The following is a 24,527-nucleotide window of genomic DNA, read 5'->3' on the forward strand; positions in this document are numbered from 1 at the left end:
AGAGATGCACGAGGCGCCGCGATCAGGCGATGCGCGATGCCCGGGAGTGGTTCTGCTTCACGGAATCGCGCGGACCTCGGCATCCCTGAACAGGCTGGAACGGGCGCTCCGTGCGACCGGCTTCGCAACGCTGAATATCGACTATTCCAGCCGCAAGAAGCCGATCACGGCGCTTGCTGACGACATCCACCCGGCGATCGCCCGCTTCGCCGAGCGCGACGCACCGCTGCACTTCGTCGCGCATTCGATGGGCGGCCTCGTGGCGCGCGCCTATATCGCAAGACACCGGCCGGCCCAGCTTGCCGGCGTCGTGATGCTGGGTACGCCGAACGGCGGCAGCGAGGTCGCCGATGTCCTCAGCGGATCCCGGCTCTACCGCGCATTCTATGGGCCCGCCGGGCTCGAGCTCACGACAGCGACCCGGCCGGACGCCCTGCCAGCCGTGGACTATCCCGTCGGCGTGATTGCGGGGAGCCGTTTCATCGATCCCGTCGCCGGACTGTTGATTCTGCCGAGGCCGAATGACGGGCGGGTGTCGGTCCAGAGCTCAATGCTGGCCGGCATGGCCGATCATATCGTCATCAGGGCATCGCATACCCGGCTTCCACGTGACGCCGGCGCGATCGAACAGACCATCGCCTTCCTGCGCGACGGCCGCTTCCGCGCCCGCTAACCGTCACGCTGCCGTCCGTCGCTCCTGCGCATAGCGCACCAGCGCCGCGAAGCGATAGATGCCGTGCACGAATTTGCCGTAGGGCATGGTGACGAACAGCGCGAACACCGCGCCGAGATGCAGCGCGAGCAGCGGGCCCATGGCGGCGGTCTCGCGCAGGACGAGGAGCAGCATGCCGGTGAGCCCGGTCAGGAACAGCATGGCGATGAAGCCGACATCCATGCCGTAACTGAACTCGTCGAGCAACGCTGGATCGCGCCGCATCTTGGCCGTGAACAGACCGATCGGGCCAACGATCAATCCGATGCCGCCGAGCGTGCCCAGCACCACCGGCAGGTCCCACCACGGATACGGCGCCTCGCGGCCGAGCAGATAGTGGTAAAGCGTCGCCGCCGACGTCGCGGCAAAGCACAGGATGAAGCCGTAGAACGTCAGGTGGTGATAGAGCTTGCGCCGGTCGGTCGGCTTGTCGTCCTCGTTGTAGCAGCCGACCCCGCCGCCATGGAGATAGCGCAGCTCACCGGCGTCGCGGATCGCCTGGAAGATCGAGCCGCCGTCGGCGCGGCCGCCGATGGGCGGACCGATGTCGCGCCAGAAGGCGCGCACGCTCATGACCATGGCAAGCACAGCATAGAGGAAGGCAACGCTGAACAATGCGGCCATCGCGTTGTGCGGCATCAGTCTGTAGAACGCACCGGGACCGGTGTGCACACCGAACAGCACGTTGCGATCATTGAGGGCAGCGAAGCCGAGGATGAAGGCCGCCATGCTGAGCGCAGCGATGATGCTGATGACGAGCCCGTTGCGGGCGAAAGCGCCGGACAGCGCGCCCGGCCAGGCATAGGCCGCATAGGATTCGGCGCGCGCGACCGCGAGCGTCTTCGGCACGTTGACATTGAATTCGTGCGGCGGGGAGAATTGGCAGTCGACATAGCAGGCGCCGCAGCCATGGCAGAGATTGGCGAGATAATTGAGGTCGCCGTCGGAGAAGGCGCGGCGCATCTCCATGGCGGGAAACACAGCGCAAAGTCCCTCGCAATAGCGGCAGGAATTGCAGACCGTCATCAGGCGGTCGGTTTCGTCCAGAATTCTGGTTCCGTGCATGGCGCTACTTCGTCAGGCCTTTGCCCTCGAGCCATTTCTGGATCAGGGCGGCGACCTCGAGGTTGTTCTTGTCCATCATCACCATGTGCGAATTGCCCTTGATGCCGGCCTGCGGGAGGTCGACGACGTCGACGCTGCCGCCGGCCGCCTTGATGGCATCGGCAAAGGCGATGCCATTGGCGCGGATCTTGGGCCAGCGCGAATCGCGCTCGATATAGTCGCCGTAGATGATGAGGGTCGGAATGGACTTCAGCACGTCCGCCTTGGCGGGATCGCCGATGCCGGCTGGCTCGATCGCGATCAGCGCCTTGACCTTGTCGGGCCGGGCCTGCGCGACCTTGAAGCCGAAGCTGCCGGCCTGGCTGTGGAACAGGATCACCGAGGGGCCGACGCGATCGAGCTCGGCGATATAGGCGGCGACGGTCGCATCATCCGTCGTGGTCCAACGCGGCACGTTCTGCTTGACGAAGTTCTCATAGAACTCGACCGGAAACTGGTTGCCCGGCAACAGCTTTCGCTTGGCGGGATCGGGATCGTAGGAGCCCGGACCCTCGCCGATGCGGAAGCGCTCGAATGGATTGGCCGTGGTGAGGAAGACCGGCTCGCCCTTGAAGATGTCAGGGTATTGCGCCCAGCCCGCGCGTCCCCGCTCCACCGCGTCGGAATTGTAGACCGCCCAGCCCTTGCGCAAGAAGTAGTTCAGCCAGCCCTCGCGCCCGTCCGGCGTGGTCTCGTAGGTGACGCCGGTCAGTCCGCCGCCATGCCACATCAGCAGCGGATAGGCGCCCTTCTCGTTGGCCGGCAGGAAATATTGCACGTACATCTGCTCGACCTGGTAGGTGCCGTTTGGATCGACCTTGGCCGGCACGCCGCCGGGCGTGAACACGACCTCCCTCACGGGCTTGCCGGAGATTTCGACAAGCCGCCCGCCGACATGGAACGAACCCATGTCGCGCAGGGTAATCGGCTCGGCGGCGTGGGCGTAACCTGCGATCAGCAGCGCCGCGAGCGAAGCGATGGCAATGCGCGACATGGTTCCTCCCTGACTTTTCTTCGTTCTAGTTTTTCGCATGACGTGCCGCTTCCCGCCCCGCGATCCGTCCGAACACACTGCCGATAGTCATGCCCATGCCGGCGGCATAGCCCTTGCCGAGCACGTTGCCGGCCATGATCTCGCCGGCCGCGAACATGTTGGCGGAGGGCTTGCCGTCAGCCATCAGCATCCGCGCTTCTTTGGTTACGCGCGTGCCGAGATAGGTGAAGGTGATGCCGGGCCGCACCGGATAAGCGAGATAAGGCGGCGTCTCGATCTTGCGCGCCCAGTGGGTCTTGGGTGGCGTGATGCCCTCGGTCACGCAATCATCCAGGATGGTGTGGTCGAAGGTGCCGGGCCGCACCGCGGCGTTGAATTCTGTGATGGTCTTTTCCAGCGCAGCCGGATCGAGCTCGAGCTTGCCGGCAAGCTCGGCAATTGTTTGCCCGGCGATCGGCGGGAACAAGGTCGGCATGAAACTGGTGACGACCGTGGAATCGAAGATGATGTAGGCGATCTGATCGGGCTGGGCCGCGACCAGCCGACCCCAGATCGCGTAGCGCTTCGGCCAGATGTCCTCGCCTTCGTCGTAGAATCGCTGCGCGTGCTTGTTGACGACGATGCCGAACACGACGGAGTCGTGCCGCGTGATGATGCCGCCGTCGAATTTCGGCGCGCGGGCGTCGATCGCGACCGCATGACACTGGGTGGGATCGCCGACCTCCTGCACGCCCCTGTCGAGCAGCATCTTCAGGATCGAGCCGCGATTATAGGGCGTGCCGCGGATCAGGAAATTGTCGGCGGCCTCGCCCCAATATTGCTTCAGCCATTCGATGTTGGCCTCGAACCCGCCGGCGGCAGCGACCAGCGAGGTCGCGCGGATCTCGGTCGCACCCTTGACCGGCCGCTTGAGGCGCGCGGCCAGGAACATGCCGTCCTCGATCACGAGATCGGTGACTTCGGCATCGTATTCGACATCGACGCCGAGCCGCTCCGCGGTCAGGTACAGCGCGTTCAGCATCGCGCGGCCGCCGCCGAGGAAGAAGGAGTTGGTGCGGCCGAGGCTCAGCGTGCCGCCGAGCGAAGGCTGCCAGCGCACGCCCTGCTCGACGATCCAGTTCAAAATGTCCTTGGACTCCCGGATCATGTGGCGGGCGAGCACCTCGTCGGTCTGCCCGCCGGTGACGCGCAGCAGATCCTCCCAAAACTCCTCTTCGGTGTAAGGGCCGGTGAGGATTTCGGTCGCCGCGTCGTGGGCGCAGCGCATGTTGCGGGTATGGCGCGTGTTGCCGCCACGGTAGAACTTTGGCGCGCCTTCGAGCACCAGCACGGACGCGCCGCCGCGCCGCGCCGCGATCGCCGCGCACAGCGCCGCGTTGCCGCCGCCGATCACCAGCACATCGTATTTGCTGCTCATGCCGTCCGCCCGATGCGACGAAGTTGGAGACATTCTGCGCGCCGGCGGCCGCGGTCAACCAGGCCGCCATTGCGTACTTTTGTATACAAAGATATACATTGGCGGGACAAGCGCCATCTTCGCATGGGCAGGATGCGCTTTACGTTCCGAGGACAAATGGCCAGACGCCCGGCAAAGGCAGGCGGATCGATCACGCGTGGCGGGGGCGTCGCGCTCGGCGAAGCCGTGTTCCGCTCGCTCTGCGAGGCGCTCCAGGCCGGCAGCTACCGCGCCGGCGACCGATTGCGCGAGGAAGAGGTCGCCCAGCGGCTGAAGGTCAGCCGCACGCCGGTTCGCGAAGCGTTGGGCCGGCTCGCCGCACGCGGTTTTGTCGAGCCCGCCGGCGGCCGCGGCGTGATCGTCCGCAACCTGGACATCTCGGAGGTGCTCGAGCTCTACGCCATGCGCGAGATCATGGAAGGTGCCGCCGCGCGCCTCGCCGCCGAACATGCCTCAACGCCGGAGATCGACGCGCTCAGCGATATCGAGCAGGCTTTCGTCGAGGCCTCCGAGACCAACGCCGCGGAGATGGCAGGAGACATGGCAAGGCTGAACCGCGCCTTCCACGAGGCGATCTGCCGCGCCGCGCGCAACCGCTATCTCGACAACGCCTCGCGCGAATTGCAGGACTGGATCGCCCTGCTCGGTCCGACCACCTTCACCGTATCGGGTCGCCCCTCGACCAGCCATGGCGAGCACCAGGCGATCATCGAGGCCATCGCAGCACGCGACGGCGACAAGGCCGAGCAGCTTGCACGCGCCCATATCGGCGAGGCGCTGCGCTGCCGGCTGAAACTGTTGCAGAAGCAGTAGGCTATCGTCGTGCCCGGCGCGCTGGACGCGCATCGTCGGCCGCAGCCAGCGCGGCGTCGAGAGCTTCGGTCGGCCCGCCCAGAGCGCGCGTCAGACGGATGGCGGCCTTCAACAATAGCGACGTCATCGTCTTGATGTTGTCCCGCGTGAAGCGCGGCTTCGGACCGGAGAGCGACAAGGCGCCGGCACATCTGGCATCGGGTCCGAACACCGGACAGGCAAGCCCGGCGCAATCGGGATCACGCTCGCCAAAGGACATGGCGACACAGCCCTCGCGAATCTCGTCATAGCCCTCGCCTTTCTCGCCGTCGAAGGCGAGAATAAGTCGGCCAGCCGCCCCGCGGTCGAGCGGCAGCAGCATGCCGGCCTCGACGCGGTCCAGCGTCGAATGCTGTGAATCGACGCGAAAGACGCACAGCCGGCGCCTGGCATCATGCCTCACATGGAACGAGGGGCTTTCGGTCCCATCGGCCACAAGCTGCCGCAACAGCGGCATCACCCGGTCGTGCAGGTTGTTGCTGCGCTGATAGACCGCGCCGAGCCGGAACGGCGTCGGGCCGAGATGATAGCGACCGTCGGCGAATTGCACGAGGTAGCCGAATTCCTGCAGCGACGTCATCAGCCGCAGCAGCGTGCTTTTGTACATTTTGGTACGCCGGGCGAGCTCGGCCAGCGTCATCGGCTCCGGAGCATCTTCGAACGCCGCCAAGATGCTGAGAGCGCGGTCGACGGCTGCGACGCCGGGCGAAGGCATGTCGTCTCCTATTGAGGAAATCCGGAGGGATCGATCAGCTTTGCGATGACGGGAAAATACGCATCGCCCATGCCCTTGTCGATCGTCTCCTGGAAGATCTCGCGCATCAGCGCCGCGCCGCGCAGATTCAGCCCGGCCTGCGCACCCAGCTCCAGCGCGTAGGAGAGATCCTTCATGGCATATTCAGTCGAGAAGGCCCGCAGCGGAAACTCTTTGGCGACAATCGCCTTCATGCCGTGGTTGCGCAGGGCAAAGCTGTCCGCCGAGCCTTTCGACAGCGTCTCCAGCAGCAGCTTCGGCTCGACGCCGCTGTGCTTGGCGAGCGCGACGGCCTCCGCCAGCGCGTTGACGGTCTCGAACAGCACCATGTTGTTGAGGATCTTCGTCATCTGGCCCGCGCCGGTTCCGCCGCAGAGTGTGACATCGGTGGCGAAATGCCGGATCAGCGGCTCAACCTCCGCGAACTGCTCCGCCGTCGCGCCGACCATGACGCTGAGGGTGCCGTCCTGCGCGGCCTGGCGTGTGCGCGCGATCGGTGCATCGATCCAGAGCGCGCCCTTCGCGGCGAGTTGCTCGGCGAACGACCGGGTCTGACCGACGTCAGAGGTGCCGAGGTCAATCACGGTCTGGCCGCGCTTGATGGCCGGCAAGATGCCGGCGAATACCGACATCACGTGCCTGGCGCTGGGCAGGCACAGGAATATCGTCTCGCTGCCGCCGACGACATCCGCGATCGATGTCGTCGCCGTCGCACCATCAGCCGCGATGCGCGCCAATGGCTCAGCGGCAAGGTCAAACGCAAGGACCGTTCGCCCGCTCTTGCGCAGCAGGTTGCGACAGATCGGCTCGCCCATGACGCCGAGACCGATGAACCCGATTGAACCGGACATTCCGTACTCTCCCTCAAAATCCCGCGGCCGGGCGGATGGCGGTTCCGCCCGGCCGCCCCACTTACTTCACCAGCGGGCAACCGCCTTCGCTCATGGGCCGAAACACCTCTTCGCCCGGCTTGGAGCTGACGACCCGATAGTAGTCATACTTGTACTTGGACTCCTCGGGCTTCTTCACCTGCACGAGATGCATGGTGTGCAGCACGCGCCCGTCGGGGCGGATGACGACGTCCTTGTTGTACATGTCGTTCACCTTCAGCTCGTGCATCTTGGCGGCCACCGCCGTCGCATCAGTCGTGCCGGCTGCTTTCACGGCGGCGAGGTAGTGGTGGACCCCGCTATAGACCCCGGCCTGCACCATGCTGGCGACCTTGCCGTCCATCAGGCCGGCATAACGCTTCGACCATGCCCGGGTTTGATCGTTTAGGTCCCAGTAGAACGAGGTCGTCACCTGCAGGCCCTGCGTCACTTTCAGCCCGAGCGAATTCACGTCGGTGATGAACACGAGCAGACCGGCCAGCTTCTGGCCGCCCTCGACGATGCCGAATTCGCCCGCCTGCTTGATCGCGGTCTGCACGTCCGCACCCGATGTCGCGAGGCCGACGACGTCGGCTTTCGAGCCCTGCGCCTGCAACAGGAAGGAGGCAAAGTCGGCGGTGCCGAGCGGGTGCGCGGCCGAGCCGATCACCTTGCCGCCCGCCGCCTCGATGAACTTGGTGGCATCGCGCTGCAGCGCGTGGCCGAAGGCATAGTCGGCGGTCACGAAATACCAGGTCTTGCCGCCGGCGCGCGTGATTGCATCGCTGGTCAACTTCGACAGCGCGTAGGTGTCGTAGTTGAAGTGGAAGCTCACCGGGGAACAGGACTTGCCCGTGAAATCGGACGAGCCGGGGCCGGAGATGACGAAGATCCTGTTCTTCTGCTTGGCGACTTCGAGAATGGCAAAGCCGGCGGAAGATGCCGCGCCGTCCGCGATCATGTCCACACCCTCGTTGTCGAACCATTTTCGCGCGGTCGCTGCTGCGATGTCGGGCTTGTTCTGGTGATCGGCCGAGATGATCTCGATTTTCTTGCCGAGCAACTCGTTGCCGAAATCCTCGGCGGCGAGCTTTGCGGCAGCGACCGAGCCGCGTCCGCCATTGTCGGCGAACACGCCGGACTGATCGTTGAGCACGCCGATCCTGATGACATTGTCGGTTGCGAATGCCGCACTCGTTTGCGCGGCCAGAACGGCCGCCATCATCCAACGCAACTTCATAACTTACGCCTCCCGTTTACAATGTTTGCTTATCGAGGATGTCTTGCAGCACGGGCGCGATGTAGCGGCGGAACTGGTCCGGGTTCTCACTCATCGGAAAATGGCCGAGCCGCTCCATGACGGTCGCCTTCGCGCCGGGAATGCCGGCAGCAGTGCGCAGGGTGTCATCCGGCGTGCAGGAAAAATCGTATTCGCCGGTCAGGAGGTAGAGCGGGCACTGCTCGACGTCGATGTTGCCGGTGCGTCCGCGCAGATCGCCATCGACCCGATAAAAATAGAGATCCCCCTTAAAGATGCCGGGGCCGCCCTGCTTGTAGCCCCACAGCGTCTCATCGCGTGCAACCTCGGGCCCGTTTGGCGCGATCAATCCCGACACCAGGGCCGCGCAGACCTCACCGCCATGAACGTCGGGCCTGTTGAGCCATGCCGTGTCGTACCAGGGCTGCTGGAAATCGGCGGCCTCTAGCCCGATCAGCGCGCGGAATTCGCGCGCATGTTCGATGGCGAGATTGAGCACGATGCGGCCGCCGATCGAGCACCCCATCACCACCGGCCGATCCAATCCGAGCGCGTTGCAGAACGCGCGGATGGTCGCGGTATAGCCCGCGGTCGTCAGCCGGTATTCGCTGCCATATTGGCTATCCGGCGGATTGGACTTGCCGTGCCAGGGCATGTCGAAAGCGATGACGCGGAAATGTTGGGTGAACTCGTCGTCCACCAGTAGATGGCGCCATTGTCGTGCGTCGGACCCGGCGGTGTGCAGGCAAACCAGGGGAATGCCGCTGCCGTTCTCCTCGAAATAGATCCGGTTGATTTCGCCGTCGATCTCGACATGCAGGTAGCGACCGACGATCGGCTCGATGAAGCCGCTCATGACGGGCCTCCAAAGCCGTTCCGCCGGGGCAGAGCCAGCAGATCCTTGAAATACTGAAGATGTGTCATGAAGGGATGCAGATCGCCTTCGAGGGTTGCCTGCCCGCGCTTGGTCAGGGCCAGGAGATCGTGCCAGCCCGCGGGCGGCATCTTCTGCCAATAGGCGGCGAAGGCAGCGGGCGTCGCGCGATAGGAGAAGCGCCAGGAGCGCATCAGTACCGGCGCCGGAACCATATCCACGATCCGTCCGGCCCGAATGGCCAGGTGAAATGGCTGCGTGCTCGGCCCGAGCTGGCAATCCACGTCGAGTGAGCGGCCACGGGCGATCAACGCCTCATCGCGGGCCAGCAAATCGGGGATCGTCTTGAAAGCCGCGGTGACCGTTTCCGGCGTGAACGGCACCGGCGAGCCGTCATCTTGACGGATACGTTCGGACTCCATCGTTCGCACTCCCTACTGTTCTATTAGATAGAACAGTATTCTATTTCTGTTGCACTTCTATACAGAGCTGGTGAGCGAACTCAAGTGCACGACTGGGGGAGCTTCAGGTCCTGCTGGCCGTGCGATCGGGGTGTGCGCCACGGGCGCCGTCATCTGATTGATTTCATCCGCCTCGCCGGCAGCTCCGGGCAGGATCGCGAAGCGCAGTGCCACCTGATCAACCCGCCCCCATGGCCGTTACGCCAGCACGTCCGCAGCGATCGCTTTCGACACGTCCCTTACGTCGGCAGGCTTGAGCCGCACCTGCAGGCCGCGCTGGCCACCATTGAGATAGACGAGATCATGCGCGAGCGCGCTCTGCTCCATCACGGTCAGTACCTGCTTGCGCTGCCCGAACGGGCTGATGCCGCCGACCTTGTAGCCGGTGACACGCTCGGCCTCGGCCGGCTTCATCATCTGCGCCGACTTGCCGCCCGCGGCCGCCGCAAGCTTCTTCATCGAGACTTCCTGGTCGGAAGGGACAATCACGCAGACCGGCTTGCCGTCCACCAGCGCCATCAGCGTCTTGAGGACGCGCCCCGGGTCTTCACCGAGCGCGGCGGCGGCCTGGAGGCCGATGCTCTCGGCGTCAGGATCGTAGTCGTAGGCGTGGACGGTGAAGGCGACACCGGCGGCGGTGAGCGCGCGGGTGGCTGGAGTGACTTTGGACATGGGTGATATCTACCACCGTCATCGCGGGGAGCGAAGCGGCGAAGCAATCCAGACTGTCTCCGCGGAGGGATTCCGGATTGCTTCGCTGCGATCGCAATGACGACGTGGGCACATTTGCCCACCGCGCCCTCGGCGTCGTCCCCGCGCACGCGGGGACCCATAACTACAGGAAGTAGTTTGGCGAAGACCAGTTGTTCGGGACCGTCCACAACCGCGAGATCATGCGGTATGGGTCCCGGCGTTCGCCGGGACGACACCAGTTGGTTGGCGGCACCGAGCCGCCAACTTACGCCTTCCCCTACTCCGCCGCGTCCCGCATCTCCGCCCGCTCGGCTCTCGCCGCGCAGAACTTGAACTCCGGGATCTTGCCGAACGGATCGAGCGCCGGATTGGTCAGCAGGTTCGCCGCCGCCTCCGCGTAGCAGAACGGCATGAACACCATGTTCTCCGGCACGTCGCGGTCGGAGCGCACCTTGACCTCGACCGCGCCGCGGCGGGTCTCCAGGCGAATGAAATCGCCGGGCGCGAGCTTCTTCTTGCGCATGTCCTTCGGCGACATGAAGGCCACCGCCTCGGGCTCGATCTGGTCGAGCACCTGGGCGCGGCGCGTCATCGAGCCGGTGTGCCAGTGCTCCAGCACGCGGCCGGTCGACAGCACCATGGGATATTCGTCGTCCGGAATCTCGTCCGGCGGGATCACCTTGGCCGGCACGATCTTGCCGCGGCCGCTCGCGGTCGGGAAGCCCGTGGTGAAGATGATCTCGTTGCCGGGCTTGTCCGGAGCATCGACCGGATAGGTGACCGCGCCTTCGCGCACCAGCCGCTCCCAGGTGATGTTCTTCAGCGACGGCATCAGCTGCGCCATCTCGGTGAAGACGTCGCCGGGACCGGCATAATTCCACGGCAGGCCCATGCGCTTGCCGATCTCCTGGATGATCCAGAGATCCTGCCGCGCATCGCCCGGCGGCTTGATCACCTGGCGCGCGAGCTGCACGCGGCGATCGGTGTTGGTGAAGGAGCCCTCCTTCTCCGCGAACGCCGAGGCCGGCAGGATCACGTCGGCGTGGAACGCGGTCTCGGTGACGAAGAGGTCCTGCACCACGAGATGATCGAGCATGGCGAGCGCGTGTCGCGCGTGCTGCAGATCCGGGTCGGACATCGCGGGGTTTTCGCCCTCGATATACATGCCCTTGATCTCGCCGGCGTGGATCGCGTTCATGATCTCGACCACGGTCAGGCCGCGGACGGGATCGAGATCCTGCTGCCAGAGTTTTTCGAAGCTGCCGCGCAGATCGTCGCGGCCGACCGGCTGATAATCCGGCAGGAACATCGGGATCAGGCCGGCGTCGGACGCTCCTTGCACGTTGTTCTGGCCGCGCAGCGGATGCAGGCCGGTGCCGGGACGGCCGACCTGGCCGGTGATCAGCGCTAGCGCGATCAGGCAGCGCGCATTGTCGGTGCCGTGGACATGCTGGCTGATGCCCATGCCCCAGAAGATGATCGACGACTTCGCGCGCGCATAGGTCCGCGCCACCTCGCGCAGCGTCTGCGCCGGGATGCCGCAGATCGCCTCCATCTTCTCCGGCGTGAACTCCTTGATCTTCTCCTTGAGGTCCTCGAAGCCTTCGGTGTAGCCGGCGATGTACTGGTCGTCGGTCAGGCCTTCGGTGATGATCGTATTGATCATCGCGTTCAGCATGGCGACGTCGGAGCCGGGCTTGAACTGCAGATGCTTGGTGGCGTGACGCGACAGCGTCTGCCGGCGCGGATCCATCACGAACAGCTTTGCGCCGTTCTGCTTGACGGCATTCTTGATGAAGGTCGCGGCCACCGGGTGGTTCACCGTCGGATTGGCGCCGATCACGATGATCACTTCGGCATCCATGGCAGCTGCGAACGGCGCCGACACCGCGCCGGAGCTCAGGCCTTCGAACAGCGCCGCCACCGACGATGCGTGGCACAGACGGGTGCAATGATCGACATTGTTCGAGCCGAAGCCGGTGCGTACCAGCTTCTGGAACAGATAGGCCTCTTCGTTGGAGCCCTTGGCCGAGCCGAAGCCGGCCAGCGCCTTCACGCCCTTCTCGTCGCGGATCTTGACGAGGCCCTTGGCGGCGATGTCGAGTGCTTCTTCCCAGCTCGCTTCGCGGAAATGGGTGAAAGGATTGGCTGGATCGACCTGGTCGTTGGCATCCTTCTTCGCATTCGGCAGCCGCACCAGCGGCTTCGTCAGGCGATGCGGATGGTGGATGTAGTCGAAGCCGAAGCGGCCCTTGACGCAAAGACGGTTGTGATTGGCGGGGCCGTCCCGGCCTTCCGCATAGATCACCTTCTCGTCCTTGACCTCGTAGGTCACCTGGCAGCCGACGCCGCAGAACGGGCAGAGCGAATCCACCTTCTTGTCCGCGTAAGTCACGCGGGTCTGCTTGTCGTCCAGCATCACGGCCGGCATCAGGGCGCCGGTCGGGCAGGCCTGCACGCATTCACCGCAAGCGACGCACGTGGACTCGCCCATGGGATCGTCGAAATCGAACACGATCTTCGAGCCGTGGCTGCGATAGGCCATGCCGATGACGTCGTTGACCTGGACCTCGCGGCAGGCGCGCACGCACAGGCCGCACTGGATGCAGGCATCGAGGTTGACGCGCATCGCCGGATGGCTGGCGTCGGTCGCCCAGCGCTCGGCGGCGGGGAAGCGGCTCTCGGTGACGCCGGTCGCCTCGGCCCAGTGCCAGAACTTCGAATCCGGATCGTGCGAGGTCTCGCGCGCCGGCTGGTCGGCGACGAGCAGCTCCATCACCATCTTCTGCGCAGCCGTCGCGCGCGCGCTCTCGGTCTTGACCTTCATGCCGACCGACGGCGTGCGCTTGCAGGATGCAGCGAGCACGCGTTCGCCCTCGATCTCGACCATGCAGGCACGGCAATTGCCGTCGGGCCGATAGTCGGGCGCCGGCGAATAACAGAGATGCGGAATGTCCCGCCCCTGCCGCTTGGCGACTTGCCAGATGGTCTCGCCGGGTTTGGCTTCGACCTGCTTGCCGTCGAGCTCGAACGTAATCTTGGTCATTCGGCCGCTTCCTTGAACTCGTCAGGGAAATATTTGATCACAGTGGCCAGCGGATTCGATGCCGCCTGTCCAAGCCCGCAGATCGAGGCATCGCGCATCGCCTGGCTCAATTCCTCCAGGAGAGCGCGGTTCCAGACCGGCTTCTGCATCAGCTGCGCCGCTTTCTGGGTTCCGACGCGGCACGGCGTGCACTGGCCGCAACTCTCGTCCTCGAAAAATTTCATCAGGTTCAGCGCCGCCGCGCGCACGCTATCGTTCTGCGACAGGACAACGATCGCGGCCGATCCGATGAAGCAGCCGTATTTCTCCAGCGTGCCGAAATCGAGCGGAATGTCGTCCATCGACGCCGGCAGGATGCCGCCGGACGCACCGCCCGGCAGGTAAGCATAGAACTGATGGCCGTCGGCCATGCCGCCGCAATATTCGTCGATCAGCTCGCGAATGGTTATGCCGGCCGGCGCCAGCTTCATGCCGGGATTTTTCACGCGGCCCGAGACCGAGAAGCTGCGCAGGCCATGCCGTTCATGACGGCCATGGCCCTTCCACCACTCGGCGCCCTTCTCGACGATGTCGCGCACCCACCACAGCGTCTCGATGTTGTTGATCAGCGTCGGCAAACCGAACAGGCCGACCTGGAACGGGTAAGGCGGCTTGTGCCGGGGCAGGCCGCGCTTGCCCTCGATGCTTTCCAGCAGCGAGGATTCCTCGCCGCAGATATAGGCGCCGGCGCCGCGGCGCATGTGCAGCGTCGGACCGCCCGGCGGGAGCTTCGCAATCTCGCGCTCCAGGATCTCGCGCGAGGCCGGATATTCGTCGCGCAGATAGATGTAGACGTCGGAGGCCTGCACCACATGCGCGCCGATCAGCATGCCTTCGATGAAGCGGTGCGGATCGCTTTCGAGATAGACCCGGTCCTTAAACGTGCCGGGTTCGCCCTCGTCGCCGTTGATCGCCATCAGCCGCGGACCGGGCTCGCCGAGCACGGCGCGCCATTTGCGCCCCGTGGGGAAGCCGGCGCCGCCGAGACCGCGCAGCGAAGCGTTGTCGAGCGCCTTCAGGAGATCGTCGGTCGACAGTTCTCCCGAGCGCAGGCGACCCAGCAACTTGTAGCCCCCATCGGCGACATAGGCGTCGTAGCCGATATAGTTGGGCAGATGGGCGTGGGTATCACCGGCCTTCGCGGCCGCCATCACGTTGGCGACGGTCGCGTGATCGACGAAATTGTGTCCGACTTCCGCGGCAGGCGCAGTGTCGCAGCGGCCGACGCAGGGTGCCCGGACGACACGGATGCCGGGACCGCCAGCACTTTGCAGATCCTCGAGCAGCTTCTCGCCGCCGAGCATCGCACAGGTCAGGGAGTCGCAGACGCGGATCGTCAGCGGCGCGATGTCGGGCTCGCCCTCCTTCACCACGTCGAAATGCGCGTAGAACGTCGCGGTCTCGAACACTTCGGCGAAGGCGAGCTTCATCTCGTCGGCGAGCGCGGCGAGATGCGCGGCCGAGATCTGGTGATATTTGTCCTGGATCAGGTGCAGATATTCGATCAGGAGATCGCGCCGCCGCGGCCTGTCGCCGAGCAGTTGTTCGATCTCGTGCGCGGCGGTGGGGTCGACCTGGCGCCCCTTGGGCGTGGCCTTGGCTCGCTTGCGTCCCTCGCCCGGGTGTTCGAACGAGCGGACCTGATGCACGTCATGGCTCATCGATGAATCTCGTAGCCTTCTTTAGAACAAGTCCAACCTTAGCCGTTGGCATACCAGATGCCAAGAAAATTCTGGCGTTCCAATAAGCGTTTAAGGGGCACGCGGCCAACGCCCCATGCCCCCGTCGAACTGGATAGTGAGCCTTCTCAGCTCTTGTTCATGCACTCTTCGATATAGAACCAGCGGTCGTCGCCAGCGAGGCCCTTGGACTTCACCTCGGCGCGGCAGGCCTTCAGCTTCGGCTTGTTGGCCGCCCACTTGGCCTTCATGTCCTTCAGCTTTTGCATGGAGAGCTTGATCTTTCCCGGCTTGGCCTCGGTCGTAGCAGCGGGTGCAGCGGGCGCGGTCTGTGCAGATGCGGTGTGGAGGCCCGCGGCCAGCAGCATGGCGGCGAGGCAGATACGAGTGCGAAACATGAAAATCCCCCTAGGTCCCATTCTCGATGATTCTTGAAAGACGAATGTCGCGGGACGCCGACCATCGGCATCCCGCGACCGTGTCGACTGCAATCAGAAAATCTTGACCGCGCTCTCCAGCGTCTTCCAGACTCCCCAAGCCAGGGGAATGCCGACGAAGGCCCAGAACATCGCCGCCTTTGCGTCGAGGCCGCCAAAGCCGATTCCGTAAGAGCCGTGCGGCCCCGCGGCTGCAGCGCTGGCGCTCGCCGCCTGCAGCTTGGCGACATCGGCCTCCTTCATGTGCCACTTCGAATCGACCGGCTTGATCAGGTAGTTGCAGATCAGGCCCGCGATCAGCATCGCGCAGAGGATGTACATGGTGGTGTTGTAGAGCTGGTCGCGCGGCACGCCGGCCGCGAGCTGGAACTCGCGGATGTAGTTCACCACGACGGGGCCGATGATGCCCGCCGTCGACCACGCCGTCAGCAGCCGCCCGTGGATGGCGCCGACGAACTGGGTACCGAACATGTCGGCGAGATAGGCCGGCACGGTGGCGAAGCCGCCGCCATACATCGACAGGATGATGCCGAAGCCGAGCACGAACAGCAGCTTCGAGCCCATCGCCGCGAAGGTCGGCGCCAGCGCGTAGAGCGCGATGCCGAGGATGAAGAACGTGTAGTAGGTGTTCTTCCGTCCGATCTTGTCCGACAGCGACGCCCAGAAGAAGCGGCCGCCGATGTTGAACAGCGACAGCAATCCAGCGAAGCCCGCGGCGATCGCGGCGATCTGCGCCTTCTGTCCGGCATCGAGCGCGTTGAAGCCGACATCAGGCAGGCCGATCAGCTTGCCCGCGAAGATCTCCTGCAGCATCGGCGAGGCCATGCCGATCACGCCGATACCCGCCGACACGTTCAGGCAGAGCACCCACCAGATCAGCCAGAACTGTGGCGTCTTGTGCGCGTCGTTGAGATGGACGTTGTTCTTCGAAATCATCGCGTTGGCCTTGACCGGCGGGGTCCAGCCCTCGGGCTGCCAGCCGGGCGGCGGCAGGCGATAGCGGAACGCGCCGATCATCATGAACACGAAGTAGATGACGCCCATCGCGACGAAGGTTTCCCAGACGCCGACCGAGGTCGGGCTCTTGAAGTAGTTCATCAGCAGGTTCGCCAGCGGCGCGCCGATCATGGCGCCACCGCCGAAGCCCATGATCGCCATGCCGGTCGCCATGCCGCGACGATCGGGGAACCATTTGACGAGCGTCGACACCGGGGAGATGTAGCCGAGGCCGAGACCGATACCGCCGATCACGCCCGAACCCAGCCACAACAGCCAAAGCTGATGGGTGTAGACGCCGATCGCACCGAGGAAGAGACCGCCGCACCAGCAGAGCGCCGAGACGAAGCCCGCCTTGCGCGGCCCGACGCGCTCCAGCCAGCCGCCCCAGACCGCAGCCGCGATACCGAGCAGCACGAAGAACAGGGTGTACATCCATCCCATGCTGGCGACCTTCCAGTCGCAGCTGGTCGTGAACAGCTCCTGCCACAGCGACATGTCGGGACAGGCCTTCGGCGCAGTCAAACCGATCGCGCGCGACAGCGGCAGCCAGAACACCGAGAAGCCGTAGGCCATGCCGATGCACAGATGGATGCACAGCGCCGCCGGCGGCACCAGCCAGCGATTGAAGCCGGCGGTCGCGATGGTCCGCTCGCGATCAAGAAAACCCGCGCCAGCACCTGAAAGTGTCCCAGCGCCTTCGATTGCAGTCATGCATTCCTCCCCTCAGCCACCCTTCTGAGCAGCCTGCCGCTACTATCCTGTTCCTCAGCTCATTGCGGTGCAGACAATTGCCCCTGCTGCCCCGCACCATCATCCGACGCGCGCCAGGATCGTCACGCGCATCCTTAGTGTTAAACCCCTCGCGCGGGGCGCTATGCCCGATACGACGTGCAGGCTTCATGAGCGGCCTGTTGATCCGCGTATCGCGGACAAGACTCAACCTCCGCGCCTGCACGGAGAAAGTCAATTTGGGCAGAAGCCATGATCGATGTCGATAGACAAAAGGTCGGTATCAGTGAGGTAACGCTCACGAATGCGGTGCACCATTGGCGTCACCTATCGAGCCATTTGCTTTTTCTATCAAGAACACGATGCGCGCGTCGTTGCGCTCGGTGATCTCCACCGTGTCGCCGGTCTCGCGAATCAGGTTCGGAATGTCAATCACCGACAAGGGATCGGTGCAGTGAACCTCGAGCTGATCGCCCGGTTGCAACGGCTTGAGCGCCTTGCGCGTCTTCAGCGCAGGCAGCGGGCATTTCAGTCCGGTGAGATCGAGCGTCGTTCTGGTCATGGGCGCAACATGGCGAGGTGAGGGAACGACGTCAACGCAGCCGCTCAGAGCAGATCGGCATAGGACAAGAAACCTACGCTTTGCCCCGGCTCGACGCCCGTGACGCTCTCACCGAGCTCGACCAGGCCGTCGGTCTCGACCAGCGAGGACAACAGCCCCGCCCCTTCGCGTGGAAACTTGATGGCCTCGAGCCGGCCGTCCTGCGCACGCCGCAGCGATACACGAACGTATTCGCGCCGACCTGCCTTCTTCTTGTAGGTAAACGCCGCGCGCAACGGGATCGGCGTCAACGGCTCCGGCAGGCCGCCCGCCAGCGCCAGCACCGTCGGCCGCACCACGTGGACGAACGTCACGAAGCTCGCGACGGGATTGCCGGGCAGTCCGATCAGCGGCGTGCCGTCGATGATGCCCATCGCCACCGGCCGGCCGGGCTTGATCGCCATCCGCCACAGCACCAGCGAGCCGATGCTCTCGACCGCGGCCTTGACGTGGTCCTCCTCGCCGGTCGAGACGCCGCCGGTGGTGAGGATCAGATCGTGGCGCCCTGCAACCTGCTTCAGGCCGTTCGCGAGCGAGGTGCGCTCGTCGCGGAGAATGCCGAGATCGCTGACCTCGCAGCCGAGACGGCGCAGCATCGCCATCAGCATGAAGCGGTTGGAATCGAACAGCTGCGAGGCGGCGCGCTGGCCCCCGGGGGACGCCAGCTCGTCACCGGTCGAGAACACGGCGACACGGATGCGCCGGACGACGTCTAGTCTTGTGAGGCCGAACGCGGCGGCAAGAGCAACATGCTGCGGCCGCAGGCGCTGGCCGGCGTGCAGCGCGATCCGTCCCTGAGGGATGTCCTCGCCGGCGGGGCGCACATTTGCGCCCGGCTTCAGCCCCGGCGGCAGCACGATCCGACCGGAATCGTCGATGCGGACGTCCTCCTGCATGAAGACGGTTTCGGCTTCCGGCGGCATCGGCGCGCCCGTGAAGATGCGCGCGGTGTGGCCGGGCTTGATCGCGGCCTGCGCGAGCCCGCCGGCCGGGATGCGACCGTCAAGCGGGAGCGCCTGCTCGGCGCGATCGGGAACATCGGCATTGCGCACGGCATAGCCGTCGACGGCCGAGTTGGTGAAGGGCGGCAGCGGCAGCGGCGCCGCGACATCGCGCGCCAGCACGCGACCGTCCGCATCGAGGAGAGACACCGTCTCCAGATCGGCGATCGCGTTGACGCGCGTCGTGATGAGACCAACGGCCTCGTCGACCGACATCATCGGGCCGCCGAAGGCAAAGCAATCGTCCGAGAGTTGCGCCATGGTGCCTCGTCAGCGTATCGCGGCGCTCTTCGCAACCGCTTCCTCGACCGGCATCGCCGCGCGCAGCAGCAACGCCGCGGCCGCCTCGATGTCGTCGAGATGGACAGTCGGCAGCCGGGTGTCAATGGCGGTGTCGGCCGCGATGCCGGCAATGCCGGGATCGTCGGGAAACAGCAGCGGTTTGCCGTTCGCCGCGCGGTGCACCTCGATCTTGCGATGCGGCTCGCGCTTGAAACCCTCGACCACGACGAGATCGACCGCGGACAGCTTGCCCAATAATTCCGGCAGCCGCGGCTCCGCCGCCCCGCGCAATTCGTGCATCAGGGCCCAGCGGTTCGACGACGCCACCAGCACCTCGGCGGCGCCGGCCTCGCGATGGCGCCAGGAATCCTTGCCGGGCACGTCGACGTCGAACTGGTGGTGCGCATGCTTGATCACCGAGACGCGCAGGCCTTGCGCGTTGAAATGCGGGATCAGCCGCGCCAACAGCGTGGTCTTGCCCGCACCGCTCCAGCCTGCAAGGCCGATGACTTTCATTCCAGCTCTCTTTTCGCAACCAACGACCGCTGATGGAACCTCCGGCTCCACCCCGTCATTGCGAGTGCGGCGAAGCAATCCAGACTATCTCCGCGGATGTATTTCTGGATTGCTTCGCTGCGCTCGCAATGACGCCGAGGCAGCATTTCGCTCTTTCGCCGCCATGCTTATATCGGCTTGGCCCGAATGTCATGCTAACCTCGCCGCCATGATGCAAATGGACAAAGCCCCGGTGCCCCTGATCATCCCTGACCCGGACGACCCGCGCCTGACCCAGAGCGTGACCGGGACCGACCAGACTGGCGCCAGGGTCGAGATCAAGGTGCCGATGGAGCGGCCGCTGACGCTCTATTTGAATTCCCAGGAGATCGTCACCATGATGACGATCGGCGACTACCCCGAATATCTGGCGCTCGGCTATCTGCTGAACCAGAACATGCTGAAATATAATGACGCCGTCACCGAGGTCGAATACGACGACGATCTCCAGGTGGTCGTGGTGCGCACCGAGCATCACACCAATTTCGAAGCCAAGCTGAAGAAGCGCACGCAGACTTCGGGCTGCGCGCAGGGCACGGCTTTCGGCGACCTGCTGGAGGCCGTCGAAAGCGTCGCGCTGCCCAAGGCGGAGCTGCGCACATCCTGGCTGTACCAGATGACGCAGACCATCAACACCATGCCCTCGCTCTATCTCGAGGCCGGCGCGATCCACGGCTGCGTGCTTTGCAAGGAGGGCACCCCGCTCTGCTACACCGAGGATGTCGGGCGTCACAACGCCGTCGACAAGATCGCGGGCTGGATGTATCGCCACCGCGTCGATGCTTCCGACAAGATCCTCTACACCACGGGGCGCCTCACCTCGGAGATGGTGATCAAGACGGTTCGCATGGGCATTCCGATCCTGGTGTCGCGCTCCGGCTTCACCGCCTGGGGCGTCGATCTCGCGCGCCAGGTCGGACTGACGCTGGTCGGCCGCACCCGCGGCAAGCGCTTCATCGTCCTCGCGGGCGAAGAGCGCATCGTCTACGACCAGGACCTCGCTTACGTCGAGGAGGAATCGGCCAAGCACAAGCGCAAGGGTGAAGGTGGTGACGACTGAATTTCCAGCCACGACTATTCCGCCAACTCTTGGTGTCCTGCTCGCCGGCGGCCTCGCGCGGCGCATGGGTGGCGGCGACAAGCCGATGCGCACCATCGGCGGCCGCACCATTTTGGAGCGCGTGATCGCGCGCCTGAAACCTCAATGCACCGGACTGATCCTGAATGCCAACGGAGAGCCCGCGCGCTTCGCTTCCTTCGGCCTGCAGGTCGTCCCCGACGACGTGCCCGGCTTTCCCGGCCCGCTCGCCGGCATTTTGGCCGCGCTCGACTGGACCGCGGCGAACCGGCCGGACGTCGACTGGGTGCTCAGCGCCGCCGGCGATTGCCCGTTCCTGCCGCGCGATCTGGTGGCCCGGCTGCATGACGCCCGGGAACGCCAGAACGCGCAGCTCGCGGTCGCCGCATCCGGCGAGCAGTCGCATCCCGTGATCGGCCTGTGGCGCGTCGCCTTGCGCGGCGAGCTGCGTCACGCGCTGGTCGTCGAAGACCTCCGCAAGATCGACCGCTGGACCGCACGCTATCTACTCGCGACCGTGACGTGGCCGGCCGAGCCGCTCGATCCCTTCTTCAACGCCAACACGGTCGAGGACATTGCCGAAGCCGAACGGCTGGCCGCGCTGGACGACGCGGCCTGAGGGGCTCTCCTGGCCGGTGAACCGGACCAAGGAAGGCAACGACCAATATTGGGACGCTGCCCCGGATGAGCCATGGCCGACTCTCTCTTGGACATCATTTTCGATGTCGTCGACGTCGCGTTCGATGTCTCGGACGTGATCGATCGCACGAAGCAGCTGAGCAAGCCTGACACCGTCGAGGTCCCGCAGGATCCAAAGCCGTTGCCACCCGCCGCACAGCACGCGCTGACGGAAGCCGAAGAGCGGGAGCGCAGGCGCGAGCAGGCCGATCAATCCGCCAGCGGCACTGACCCGGTATCGTAGCGAAAAGCCCGGTGCGCGCGCTCGAGCGGCGCGAGGACATTCTAAGCAGGTCGAAATCCAGCCCGCTCCAGCGCCGTGCGCGCCTCGTCCGAACCAAGGGCATCGAGAAAAGCCTGCACGGCCGGACGTTGTTTGCGCGCCGTCACCAGCGCAAAGTCATAATGCTCTTCCGCGAACGGAATGAAACCGAGGCCGACCGCATGGGCGACCGGCGCAATGGTCATGCCCCAGTCGGCGCGGTGCTGCGCCACGGCCGCGGCGACTGCGTTGTGCGACCGCGGCTGGTTCCAATAGCCTTCCGGCCGCGCCCCGCCGAGCAGCCGGTCGATCAGGATGCGCGTGCCGGCACCCTGATTGCGGTTGACCATGATGCAGGCGGGATCAGCGAGCGCGGCAGCGACGGCCTGCTTCGCATCGAGGCCCTCGAAACGCCTGTCGCCTTTGCGGAAGACGATACCCTGCATCCGCCGCCAACCGGGCACGAGTTCGAGCCCCTCGACGAGATAGGGCGAATTGTAGGTCTCGCTCTTGTCGTCGAACAGATGGATCGGCGCGAGATCGCATTCACCGCGCTTCGCGGCGGCAAGCCCGCCGAGGCTGCCGACCGCGATCGAGCGCACGGCGAGACCCGCGTGCGCAAGCTGCGCCGTGACGAGATCCAGACCAGTGCAATGGCTGCCGACGATGACGAGGTCGGGCACCCGCACATGCGGCGTGAACAGCGTCACCTCGGCTTCGGTCCCGGCCGGCATCTGGTCGGCGAGCGCATCGATGCGCAGGAAACCATCGGCCTGCGCGAAGGACGTGATCGCGCCAGAGCCCTTGCCGGAGGGATAGGCGATCAGGCCATCCCTGCCCTCGACCAGCGAGACCATGACGAATTCGGTGCGGCCGAGCTCTGACGCAATGCGCACCGGCACGGACGCGTTGACCTTGGCATCGGCGCGCGGCGGCAGGCCGGCCAGCTTGCGCAGCACCGGCACGATCATGTCGTGGAAGGTGAACATCGCCGAGGTCGGAAAACCCGGCAGGATCACCACCGGTCTGCCGTCGCATACCGCAAGACACAACGGCTTGCCGGGCTTGAGCGCAACGCCATGCGCGATGATGCCGGGCGCGCCGAGCCGGCCGATGATGCGATGGGACAGGTCGTCCGCGCCTTTGGACGTGCCGCCTGACAGCACCAGCATGTCGGCATCGGCGAGCGCGGCACGCATGGCAGCTTCGAGCTTGGCTTCATCGTCGGGAATCGCGCCGAGGAAGATCGCCTCGCCGCCGTTCTCGTCGATCGCGGCCGCGACGATGGCGCCGTTGGTGTCGTAGATCCCGGCGGGCGCGAGCCTCTGGCCCGGCTGCACCAATTCATCGCCGGTCGAGATCACGGCCACACGCGGCTTGCGCGCGACCTTCACCTCGGCGATGCCGCACGCGGCCAGCATGCCGATCTCGCGCGAGCCGATGACGGTGCCGCCACGCAGCAGCGCCTCGCCGCGCGCGATGTCGGATCCGGCATAGGAGACGAATTGCCCGGGAGACGTGGCGCGACGAACCTCGATGGCATCCGATCCCGCCGGATGGGTGTGCTCGACCATGACGACGGCATCGGCGCCACGCGGCAGCGGGCCGCCGGTGGCAATCGCCGTTGCGGTTCCAGCCGCCACTTGCAGCGCCGGCGCGGTGCCGCAGTGGATGGTTTCGCCGTTCAGCCCAAGACGCACCGGCTTGCCTTCGCCGGCCGCAACGAGATCCCCCGAGCGCACGGCAAAGCCGTCGACGTTGGAACGGTCGAACGGGGGAACATCAATCGGCGCCGTGACGTCTTCGGCGAGCGCCGCGCCAAGCGCAGCACCAAGCTTGCGCGTTTCGCACGGCAGCGCGCGCGGGAACAGCGCCGCCTCGAAGCGCGCCAGCGCCTCCTCGCGCGAGAGGATCTTGAGGAACTGCTCCTGTTCGAGCGCGCTGCGGTCTGGTGGCTTCGGGATCATCGTCATGCCGGAACCCATATCACTCCCGCATCAGATAGGCATCGACCAGCTCACCTGCCGCGAATCCCTCGTGATTGCCTGATATGAGCAACCAGGCATCCGCGCCGGCCATCGCCTGAAACGGCCATTCGCCCACGGCAAGTGGCCTCCACGTCTTGTGTTCCTCAGCCAGCAGCGCGATCTCGGCGATGCCGACTCTGGAGGCAATCTTGCGTGATAGCGGCAAGGCGATCTGGCGTCGCCGCTGTCGCGCCGACAGGCGATCGACGAGCGGCAGCACGAGCGCGAGCCAGGCCGCGAGCGCTGCATCGGGCGAGCCGGGCAAGGCGACGGCGGGAACATTGCCGAGGCGCGCAACCGCGGCGGTGAGCCCGGGCCGAACCGCGAGACCATGAGCAAGCACCTCGCCGCGCTCGGCCAGTGCCGTGACGGCTGCGTCGTGGCGGCCGACACCGCTGCCGCCGATCGTCACGACGAGATCGCAGGCGCCATCAGTGACGGCGTCCGCGATCGAGGCAGCAGTACGCGCGCCGGCTTCATGCATCTCAACATGCAGTCCCGCGGCACGCGCGATCTCGGCAATCAAATGCGTCGTCGCGGTCGCACCGGGCACATTGACGAGACGCAGCCGCGGTCGGCGCACGCTCAGCTTCCCGACACCTGCAACGCGCGCGAGCAACAGAGTGGCGGGGGTAACCGGGCGCCCCGCGACCACAACGGCCGTATGCTCTCCGATGTCGCCGCCGGCGCGCCTGACGCCCTGCCCCGGCACGCCCTCCGCCAGCACCTGCACGAGCGGGCCCGATACCTCCACCGCGTCGGCATCGAGCACACAGTCGCATCCTGCCGGCATCGCTTCGCCGGCCTCGACCCATTGCGGTTCTTTCGTCAGAGGCAGCGGCGAATAAGAGGACGCGCCGACGAGATCATTGGCACGGAGCGCCCAGCCGTCCGCGGCGGCAACGTCGTGCGGCGGATGGGCCGTAAATAGCGCAGTGCCCGCCGCGATGCAGCCGGCCGCGTCGGACAGCGGCAACTCCACCGGTGCAAGCGGCTCGAGCCCGTTCAGCAACGCGGCGAGCGCGATCTCGAGCGGCGTGAGCGAGGATGGCAGGCGCTGGGTCATGCGCCATGGTGGACCATGCAT

23 protein-coding genes are annotated in these 24,527 nt (G+C 65.4%); 5 read left to right on the forward strand and 18 right to left on the reverse strand.

Going from position 1 to position 24,527, the window contains the following annotated elements:
- Nucleotides 1-4 precede the first annotated feature (4 nt).
- Nucleotides 5-673 carry an alpha/beta hydrolase family protein gene (locus RPS27_RS38930; protein ID WP_212068856.1) on the forward strand — a complete coding sequence of 223 codons (669 nt, stop codon included), beginning with the start codon at nucleotides 5-7 and terminating at the stop codon, nucleotides 671-673.
- Nucleotides 674-676: 3 nt separating this feature from the next.
- On the opposite strand, the gene tcuB is transcribed toward RPS27_RS38930, so the two are convergent.
- Genes tcuB through tcuA form a run of 3 tightly spaced genes read right to left on the reverse strand, consistent with a single transcriptional unit; the run spans nucleotide 677 to nucleotide 4,227 of the window.
- Nucleotides 677-1,777 carry a tricarballylate utilization 4Fe-4S protein TcuB gene (tcuB, locus tag RPS27_RS38935; RefSeq protein WP_212068855.1) on the reverse strand — a complete coding sequence of 367 codons (1,101 nt, stop codon included), beginning with the start codon at nucleotides 1,775-1,777 and terminating at the stop codon, nucleotides 677-679.
- Between the two features lie 4 nt (nucleotides 1,778-1,781).
- Nucleotides 1,782-2,810: an esterase gene (locus RPS27_RS38940; protein ID WP_212068854.1), complete on the reverse strand. Its 1,029-nt coding sequence runs from the start codon at nucleotides 2,808-2,810 to the stop codon at nucleotides 1,782-1,784.
- A 25-nt stretch (nucleotides 2,811-2,835) separates the two neighbouring features.
- Nucleotides 2,836-4,227, reverse strand: coding sequence for an FAD-dependent tricarballylate dehydrogenase TcuA (gene tcuA / locus RPS27_RS38945; protein ID WP_212068853.1), 1,392 nt, complete (start codon nucleotides 4,225-4,227; stop codon nucleotides 2,836-2,838).
- 156 nt (nucleotides 4,228-4,383) lie between these two features.
- Between tcuA and RPS27_RS38950 the strand changes: the two genes are divergently transcribed.
- Nucleotides 4,384-5,079 carry a GntR family transcriptional regulator gene (locus RPS27_RS38950; RefSeq protein ID WP_211419626.1) on the forward strand — a complete coding sequence of 232 codons (696 nt, stop codon included), beginning with the start codon at nucleotides 4,384-4,386 and terminating at the stop codon, nucleotides 5,077-5,079.
- A gap of 1 nt (nucleotide 5,080) precedes the next feature.
- Here RPS27_RS38950 and RPS27_RS38955 read toward each other — a convergent pair whose 3' ends face one another.
- From RPS27_RS38955 to mobB, 13 genes are all read right to left on the reverse strand, one after another.
- Nucleotides 5,081-5,833: an IclR family transcriptional regulator gene (locus tag RPS27_RS38955; protein ID WP_211419627.1), complete on the reverse strand. Its 753-nt coding sequence runs from the start codon at nucleotides 5,831-5,833 to the stop codon at nucleotides 5,081-5,083.
- 8 nt (nucleotides 5,834-5,841) lie between these two features.
- Complete coding sequence (locus tag RPS27_RS38960) at nucleotides 5,842-6,723, reverse strand: NAD(P)-dependent oxidoreductase (RefSeq protein WP_313755084.1); 882 nt, start codon at nucleotides 6,721-6,723, stop codon at nucleotides 5,842-5,844.
- A gap of 61 nt (nucleotides 6,724-6,784) precedes the next feature.
- Complete coding sequence (locus RPS27_RS38965) at nucleotides 6,785-7,981, reverse strand: ABC transporter substrate-binding protein (RefSeq protein WP_212068851.1); 1,197 nt, start codon at nucleotides 7,979-7,981, stop codon at nucleotides 6,785-6,787.
- A gap of 16 nt (nucleotides 7,982-7,997) precedes the next feature.
- Nucleotides 7,998-8,855 (reverse strand): alpha/beta fold hydrolase, encoded by an 858-nt coding sequence (locus tag RPS27_RS38970; protein ID WP_212068850.1) that lies wholly within the window; start codon nucleotides 8,853-8,855, stop codon nucleotides 7,998-8,000.
- Nucleotides 8,852-9,295: a hypothetical protein gene (locus RPS27_RS38975; protein ID WP_211419631.1), complete on the reverse strand. Its 444-nt coding sequence runs from the start codon at nucleotides 9,293-9,295 to the stop codon at nucleotides 8,852-8,854. The genes RPS27_RS38970 and RPS27_RS38975 overlap by 4 nt, the downstream gene beginning before the upstream one ends.
- A gap of 237 nt (nucleotides 9,296-9,532) precedes the next feature.
- Nucleotides 9,533-10,006, reverse strand: a complete 474-nt coding sequence (gene ybaK / locus RPS27_RS38980; protein WP_212068849.1) for a Cys-tRNA(Pro) deacylase — start codon at nucleotides 10,004-10,006, stop codon at nucleotides 9,533-9,535.
- Nucleotides 10,007-10,304: 298 nt separating this feature from the next.
- Nucleotides 10,305-13,073 (reverse strand): formate dehydrogenase subunit alpha, encoded by a 2,769-nt coding sequence (gene fdhF / locus RPS27_RS38985; RefSeq protein ID WP_212068848.1) that lies wholly within the window; start codon nucleotides 13,071-13,073, stop codon nucleotides 10,305-10,307.
- Nucleotides 13,070-14,773: an NADH-ubiquinone oxidoreductase-F iron-sulfur binding region domain-containing protein gene (locus tag RPS27_RS38990; protein ID WP_212068847.1), complete on the reverse strand. Its 1,704-nt coding sequence runs from the start codon at nucleotides 14,771-14,773 to the stop codon at nucleotides 13,070-13,072. Before RPS27_RS38990 ends, fdhF begins: the two co-directional genes overlap by 4 nt.
- Nucleotides 14,774-14,919: 146 nt before the next feature.
- Nucleotides 14,920-15,189, reverse strand: a complete 270-nt coding sequence (locus RPS27_RS38995; RefSeq protein WP_194406380.1) for a hypothetical protein — start codon at nucleotides 15,187-15,189, stop codon at nucleotides 14,920-14,922.
- Between the two features lie 93 nt (nucleotides 15,190-15,282).
- Nucleotides 15,283-16,938, reverse strand: a complete 1,656-nt coding sequence (locus tag RPS27_RS39000) for an OFA family MFS transporter (protein ID WP_194406379.1) — start codon at nucleotides 16,936-16,938, stop codon at nucleotides 15,283-15,285.
- A 316-nt stretch (nucleotides 16,939-17,254) separates the two neighbouring features.
- Complete coding sequence (locus RPS27_RS39005; protein WP_063196776.1) at nucleotides 17,255-17,518, reverse strand: sulfurtransferase TusA family protein; 264 nt, start codon at nucleotides 17,516-17,518, stop codon at nucleotides 17,255-17,257.
- Nucleotides 17,519-17,562: 44 nt separating this feature from the next.
- Nucleotides 17,563-18,819, reverse strand: a complete 1,257-nt coding sequence (gene glp / locus RPS27_RS39010) for a gephyrin-like molybdotransferase Glp (protein WP_212068846.1) — start codon at nucleotides 18,817-18,819, stop codon at nucleotides 17,563-17,565.
- A gap of 9 nt (nucleotides 18,820-18,828) precedes the next feature.
- Nucleotides 18,829-19,356, reverse strand: a complete 528-nt coding sequence (gene mobB, locus RPS27_RS39015; protein ID WP_211419636.1) for a molybdopterin-guanine dinucleotide biosynthesis protein B — start codon at nucleotides 19,354-19,356, stop codon at nucleotides 18,829-18,831.
- A 208-nt stretch (nucleotides 19,357-19,564) separates the two neighbouring features.
- Here mobB and fdhD point away from each other — a divergent pair, with 208 nt between their 5' ends.
- From fdhD to RPS27_RS39030, 3 genes are all read left to right on the forward strand, one after another.
- Complete coding sequence (gene fdhD / locus RPS27_RS39020) at nucleotides 19,565-20,455, forward strand: formate dehydrogenase accessory sulfurtransferase FdhD (RefSeq protein ID WP_194406375.1); 891 nt, start codon at nucleotides 19,565-19,567, stop codon at nucleotides 20,453-20,455.
- Entirely contained in the window at nucleotides 20,442-21,092 is a 651-nt protein-coding gene (gene mobA / locus RPS27_RS39025) for a molybdenum cofactor guanylyltransferase MobA (RefSeq protein WP_409517583.1), read from the forward strand. The genes fdhD and mobA overlap by 14 nt, the downstream gene beginning before the upstream one ends.
- A gap of 72 nt (nucleotides 21,093-21,164) precedes the next feature.
- Nucleotides 21,165-21,395: a hypothetical protein gene (locus RPS27_RS39030; RefSeq protein ID WP_212068844.1), complete on the forward strand. Its 231-nt coding sequence runs from the start codon at nucleotides 21,165-21,167 to the stop codon at nucleotides 21,393-21,395.
- A gap of 41 nt (nucleotides 21,396-21,436) precedes the next feature.
- Here the strand turns inward: RPS27_RS39030 and RPS27_RS39035 are convergent, their stop codons facing one another.
- Both RPS27_RS39035 and RPS27_RS39040 read right to left on the reverse strand, forming a co-directional pair.
- On the reverse strand, nucleotides 21,437-23,386 hold the full coding sequence (locus RPS27_RS39035) for a molybdopterin biosynthesis protein (protein WP_313755085.1): 1,950 nt from the start codon (nucleotides 23,384-23,386) through the stop codon (nucleotides 21,437-21,439).
- A gap of 13 nt (nucleotides 23,387-23,399) precedes the next feature.
- Complete coding sequence (locus RPS27_RS39040; RefSeq protein WP_212068842.1) at nucleotides 23,400-24,506, reverse strand: molybdopterin-binding protein; 1,107 nt, start codon at nucleotides 24,504-24,506, stop codon at nucleotides 23,400-23,402.
- Between the last annotated feature and the right edge of the window lie 21 nt (nucleotides 24,507-24,527).

This window comes from Bradyrhizobium sp. WYCCWR 12699 (genome assembly GCF_032144035.1).
In the GTDB taxonomy this organism is placed as follows: Bacteria; Pseudomonadota; Alphaproteobacteria; order Rhizobiales; family Xanthobacteraceae; genus Bradyrhizobium.

Excerpts from the sequence above, each read along its gene's own strand:
- fdhF (WP_212068848.1), bottom strand. The coding sequence starts at position 13,073 with ATGACCAAGATTACGTTCGAGCTCGACGGCAAGCAGGTCGAAGCCAAA.
- RPS27_RS38965 (WP_212068851.1), bottom strand. The coding sequence starts at position 7,981 with ATGAAGTTGCGTTGGATGATGGCGGCCGTTCTGGCCGCGCAAACGAGT.
- tcuB (WP_212068855.1), bottom strand. The coding sequence starts at position 1,777 with ATGCACGGAACCAGAATTCTGGACGAAACCGACCGCCTGATGACGGTC.
- RPS27_RS38940 (WP_212068854.1), bottom strand. The coding sequence starts at position 2,810 with ATGTCGCGCATTGCCATCGCTTCGCTCGCGGCGCTGCTGATCGCAGGT.
- RPS27_RS39030 (WP_212068844.1), top strand. The coding sequence starts at position 21,165 with ATGGCCGACTCTCTCTTGGACATCATTTTCGATGTCGTCGACGTCGCG.
- glp (WP_212068846.1), bottom strand. The coding sequence starts at position 18,819 with ATGGCGCAACTCTCGGACGATTGCTTTGCCTTCGGCGGCCCGATGATG.
- RPS27_RS38975 (WP_211419631.1), bottom strand. The coding sequence starts at position 9,295 with ATGGAGTCCGAACGTATCCGTCAAGATGACGGCTCGCCGGTGCCGTTC.
- mobB (WP_211419636.1), bottom strand. The coding sequence starts at position 19,356 with ATGAAAGTCATCGGCCTTGCAGGCTGGAGCGGTGCGGGCAAGACCACG.
- RPS27_RS38955 (WP_211419627.1), bottom strand. The coding sequence starts at position 5,833 with ATGCCTTCGCCCGGCGTCGCAGCCGTCGACCGCGCTCTCAGCATCTTG.
- RPS27_RS38990 (WP_212068847.1), bottom strand. The coding sequence starts at position 14,773 with ATGAGCCATGACGTGCATCAGGTCCGCTCGTTCGAACACCCGGGCGAG.
- RPS27_RS39000 (WP_194406379.1), bottom strand. The coding sequence starts at position 16,938 with ATGACTGCAATCGAAGGCGCTGGGACACTTTCAGGTGCTGGCGCGGGT.
- ybaK (WP_212068849.1), bottom strand. The coding sequence starts at position 10,006 with ATGTCCAAAGTCACTCCAGCCACCCGCGCGCTCACCGCCGCCGGTGTC.
- fdhD (WP_194406375.1), top strand. The coding sequence starts at position 19,565 with ATGATGCAAATGGACAAAGCCCCGGTGCCCCTGATCATCCCTGACCCG.
- RPS27_RS38970 (WP_212068850.1), bottom strand. The coding sequence starts at position 8,855 with ATGAGCGGCTTCATCGAGCCGATCGTCGGTCGCTACCTGCATGTCGAG.
- RPS27_RS38995 (WP_194406380.1), bottom strand. The coding sequence starts at position 15,189 with ATGTTTCGCACTCGTATCTGCCTCGCCGCCATGCTGCTGGCCGCGGGC.
- RPS27_RS39035 (WP_313755085.1), bottom strand. The coding sequence starts at position 23,386 with ATGACGATGATCCCGAAGCCACCAGACCGCAGCGCGCTCGAACAGGAG.
- RPS27_RS38960 (WP_313755084.1), bottom strand. The coding sequence starts at position 6,723 with ATGTCCGGTTCAATCGGGTTCATCGGTCTCGGCGTCATGGGCGAGCCG.
- RPS27_RS38950 (WP_211419626.1), top strand. The coding sequence starts at position 4,384 with ATGGCCAGACGCCCGGCAAAGGCAGGCGGATCGATCACGCGTGGCGGG.
- RPS27_RS39005 (WP_063196776.1), bottom strand. The coding sequence starts at position 17,518 with ATGACCAGAACGACGCTCGATCTCACCGGACTGAAATGCCCGCTGCCT.
- RPS27_RS39040 (WP_212068842.1), bottom strand. The coding sequence starts at position 24,506 with ATGACCCAGCGCCTGCCATCCTCGCTCACGCCGCTCGAGATCGCGCTC.
- RPS27_RS38930 (WP_212068856.1), top strand. The coding sequence starts at position 5 with ATGCACGAGGCGCCGCGATCAGGCGATGCGCGATGCCCGGGAGTGGTT.
- tcuA (WP_212068853.1), bottom strand. The coding sequence starts at position 4,227 with ATGAGCAGCAAATACGATGTGCTGGTGATCGGCGGCGGCAACGCGGCG.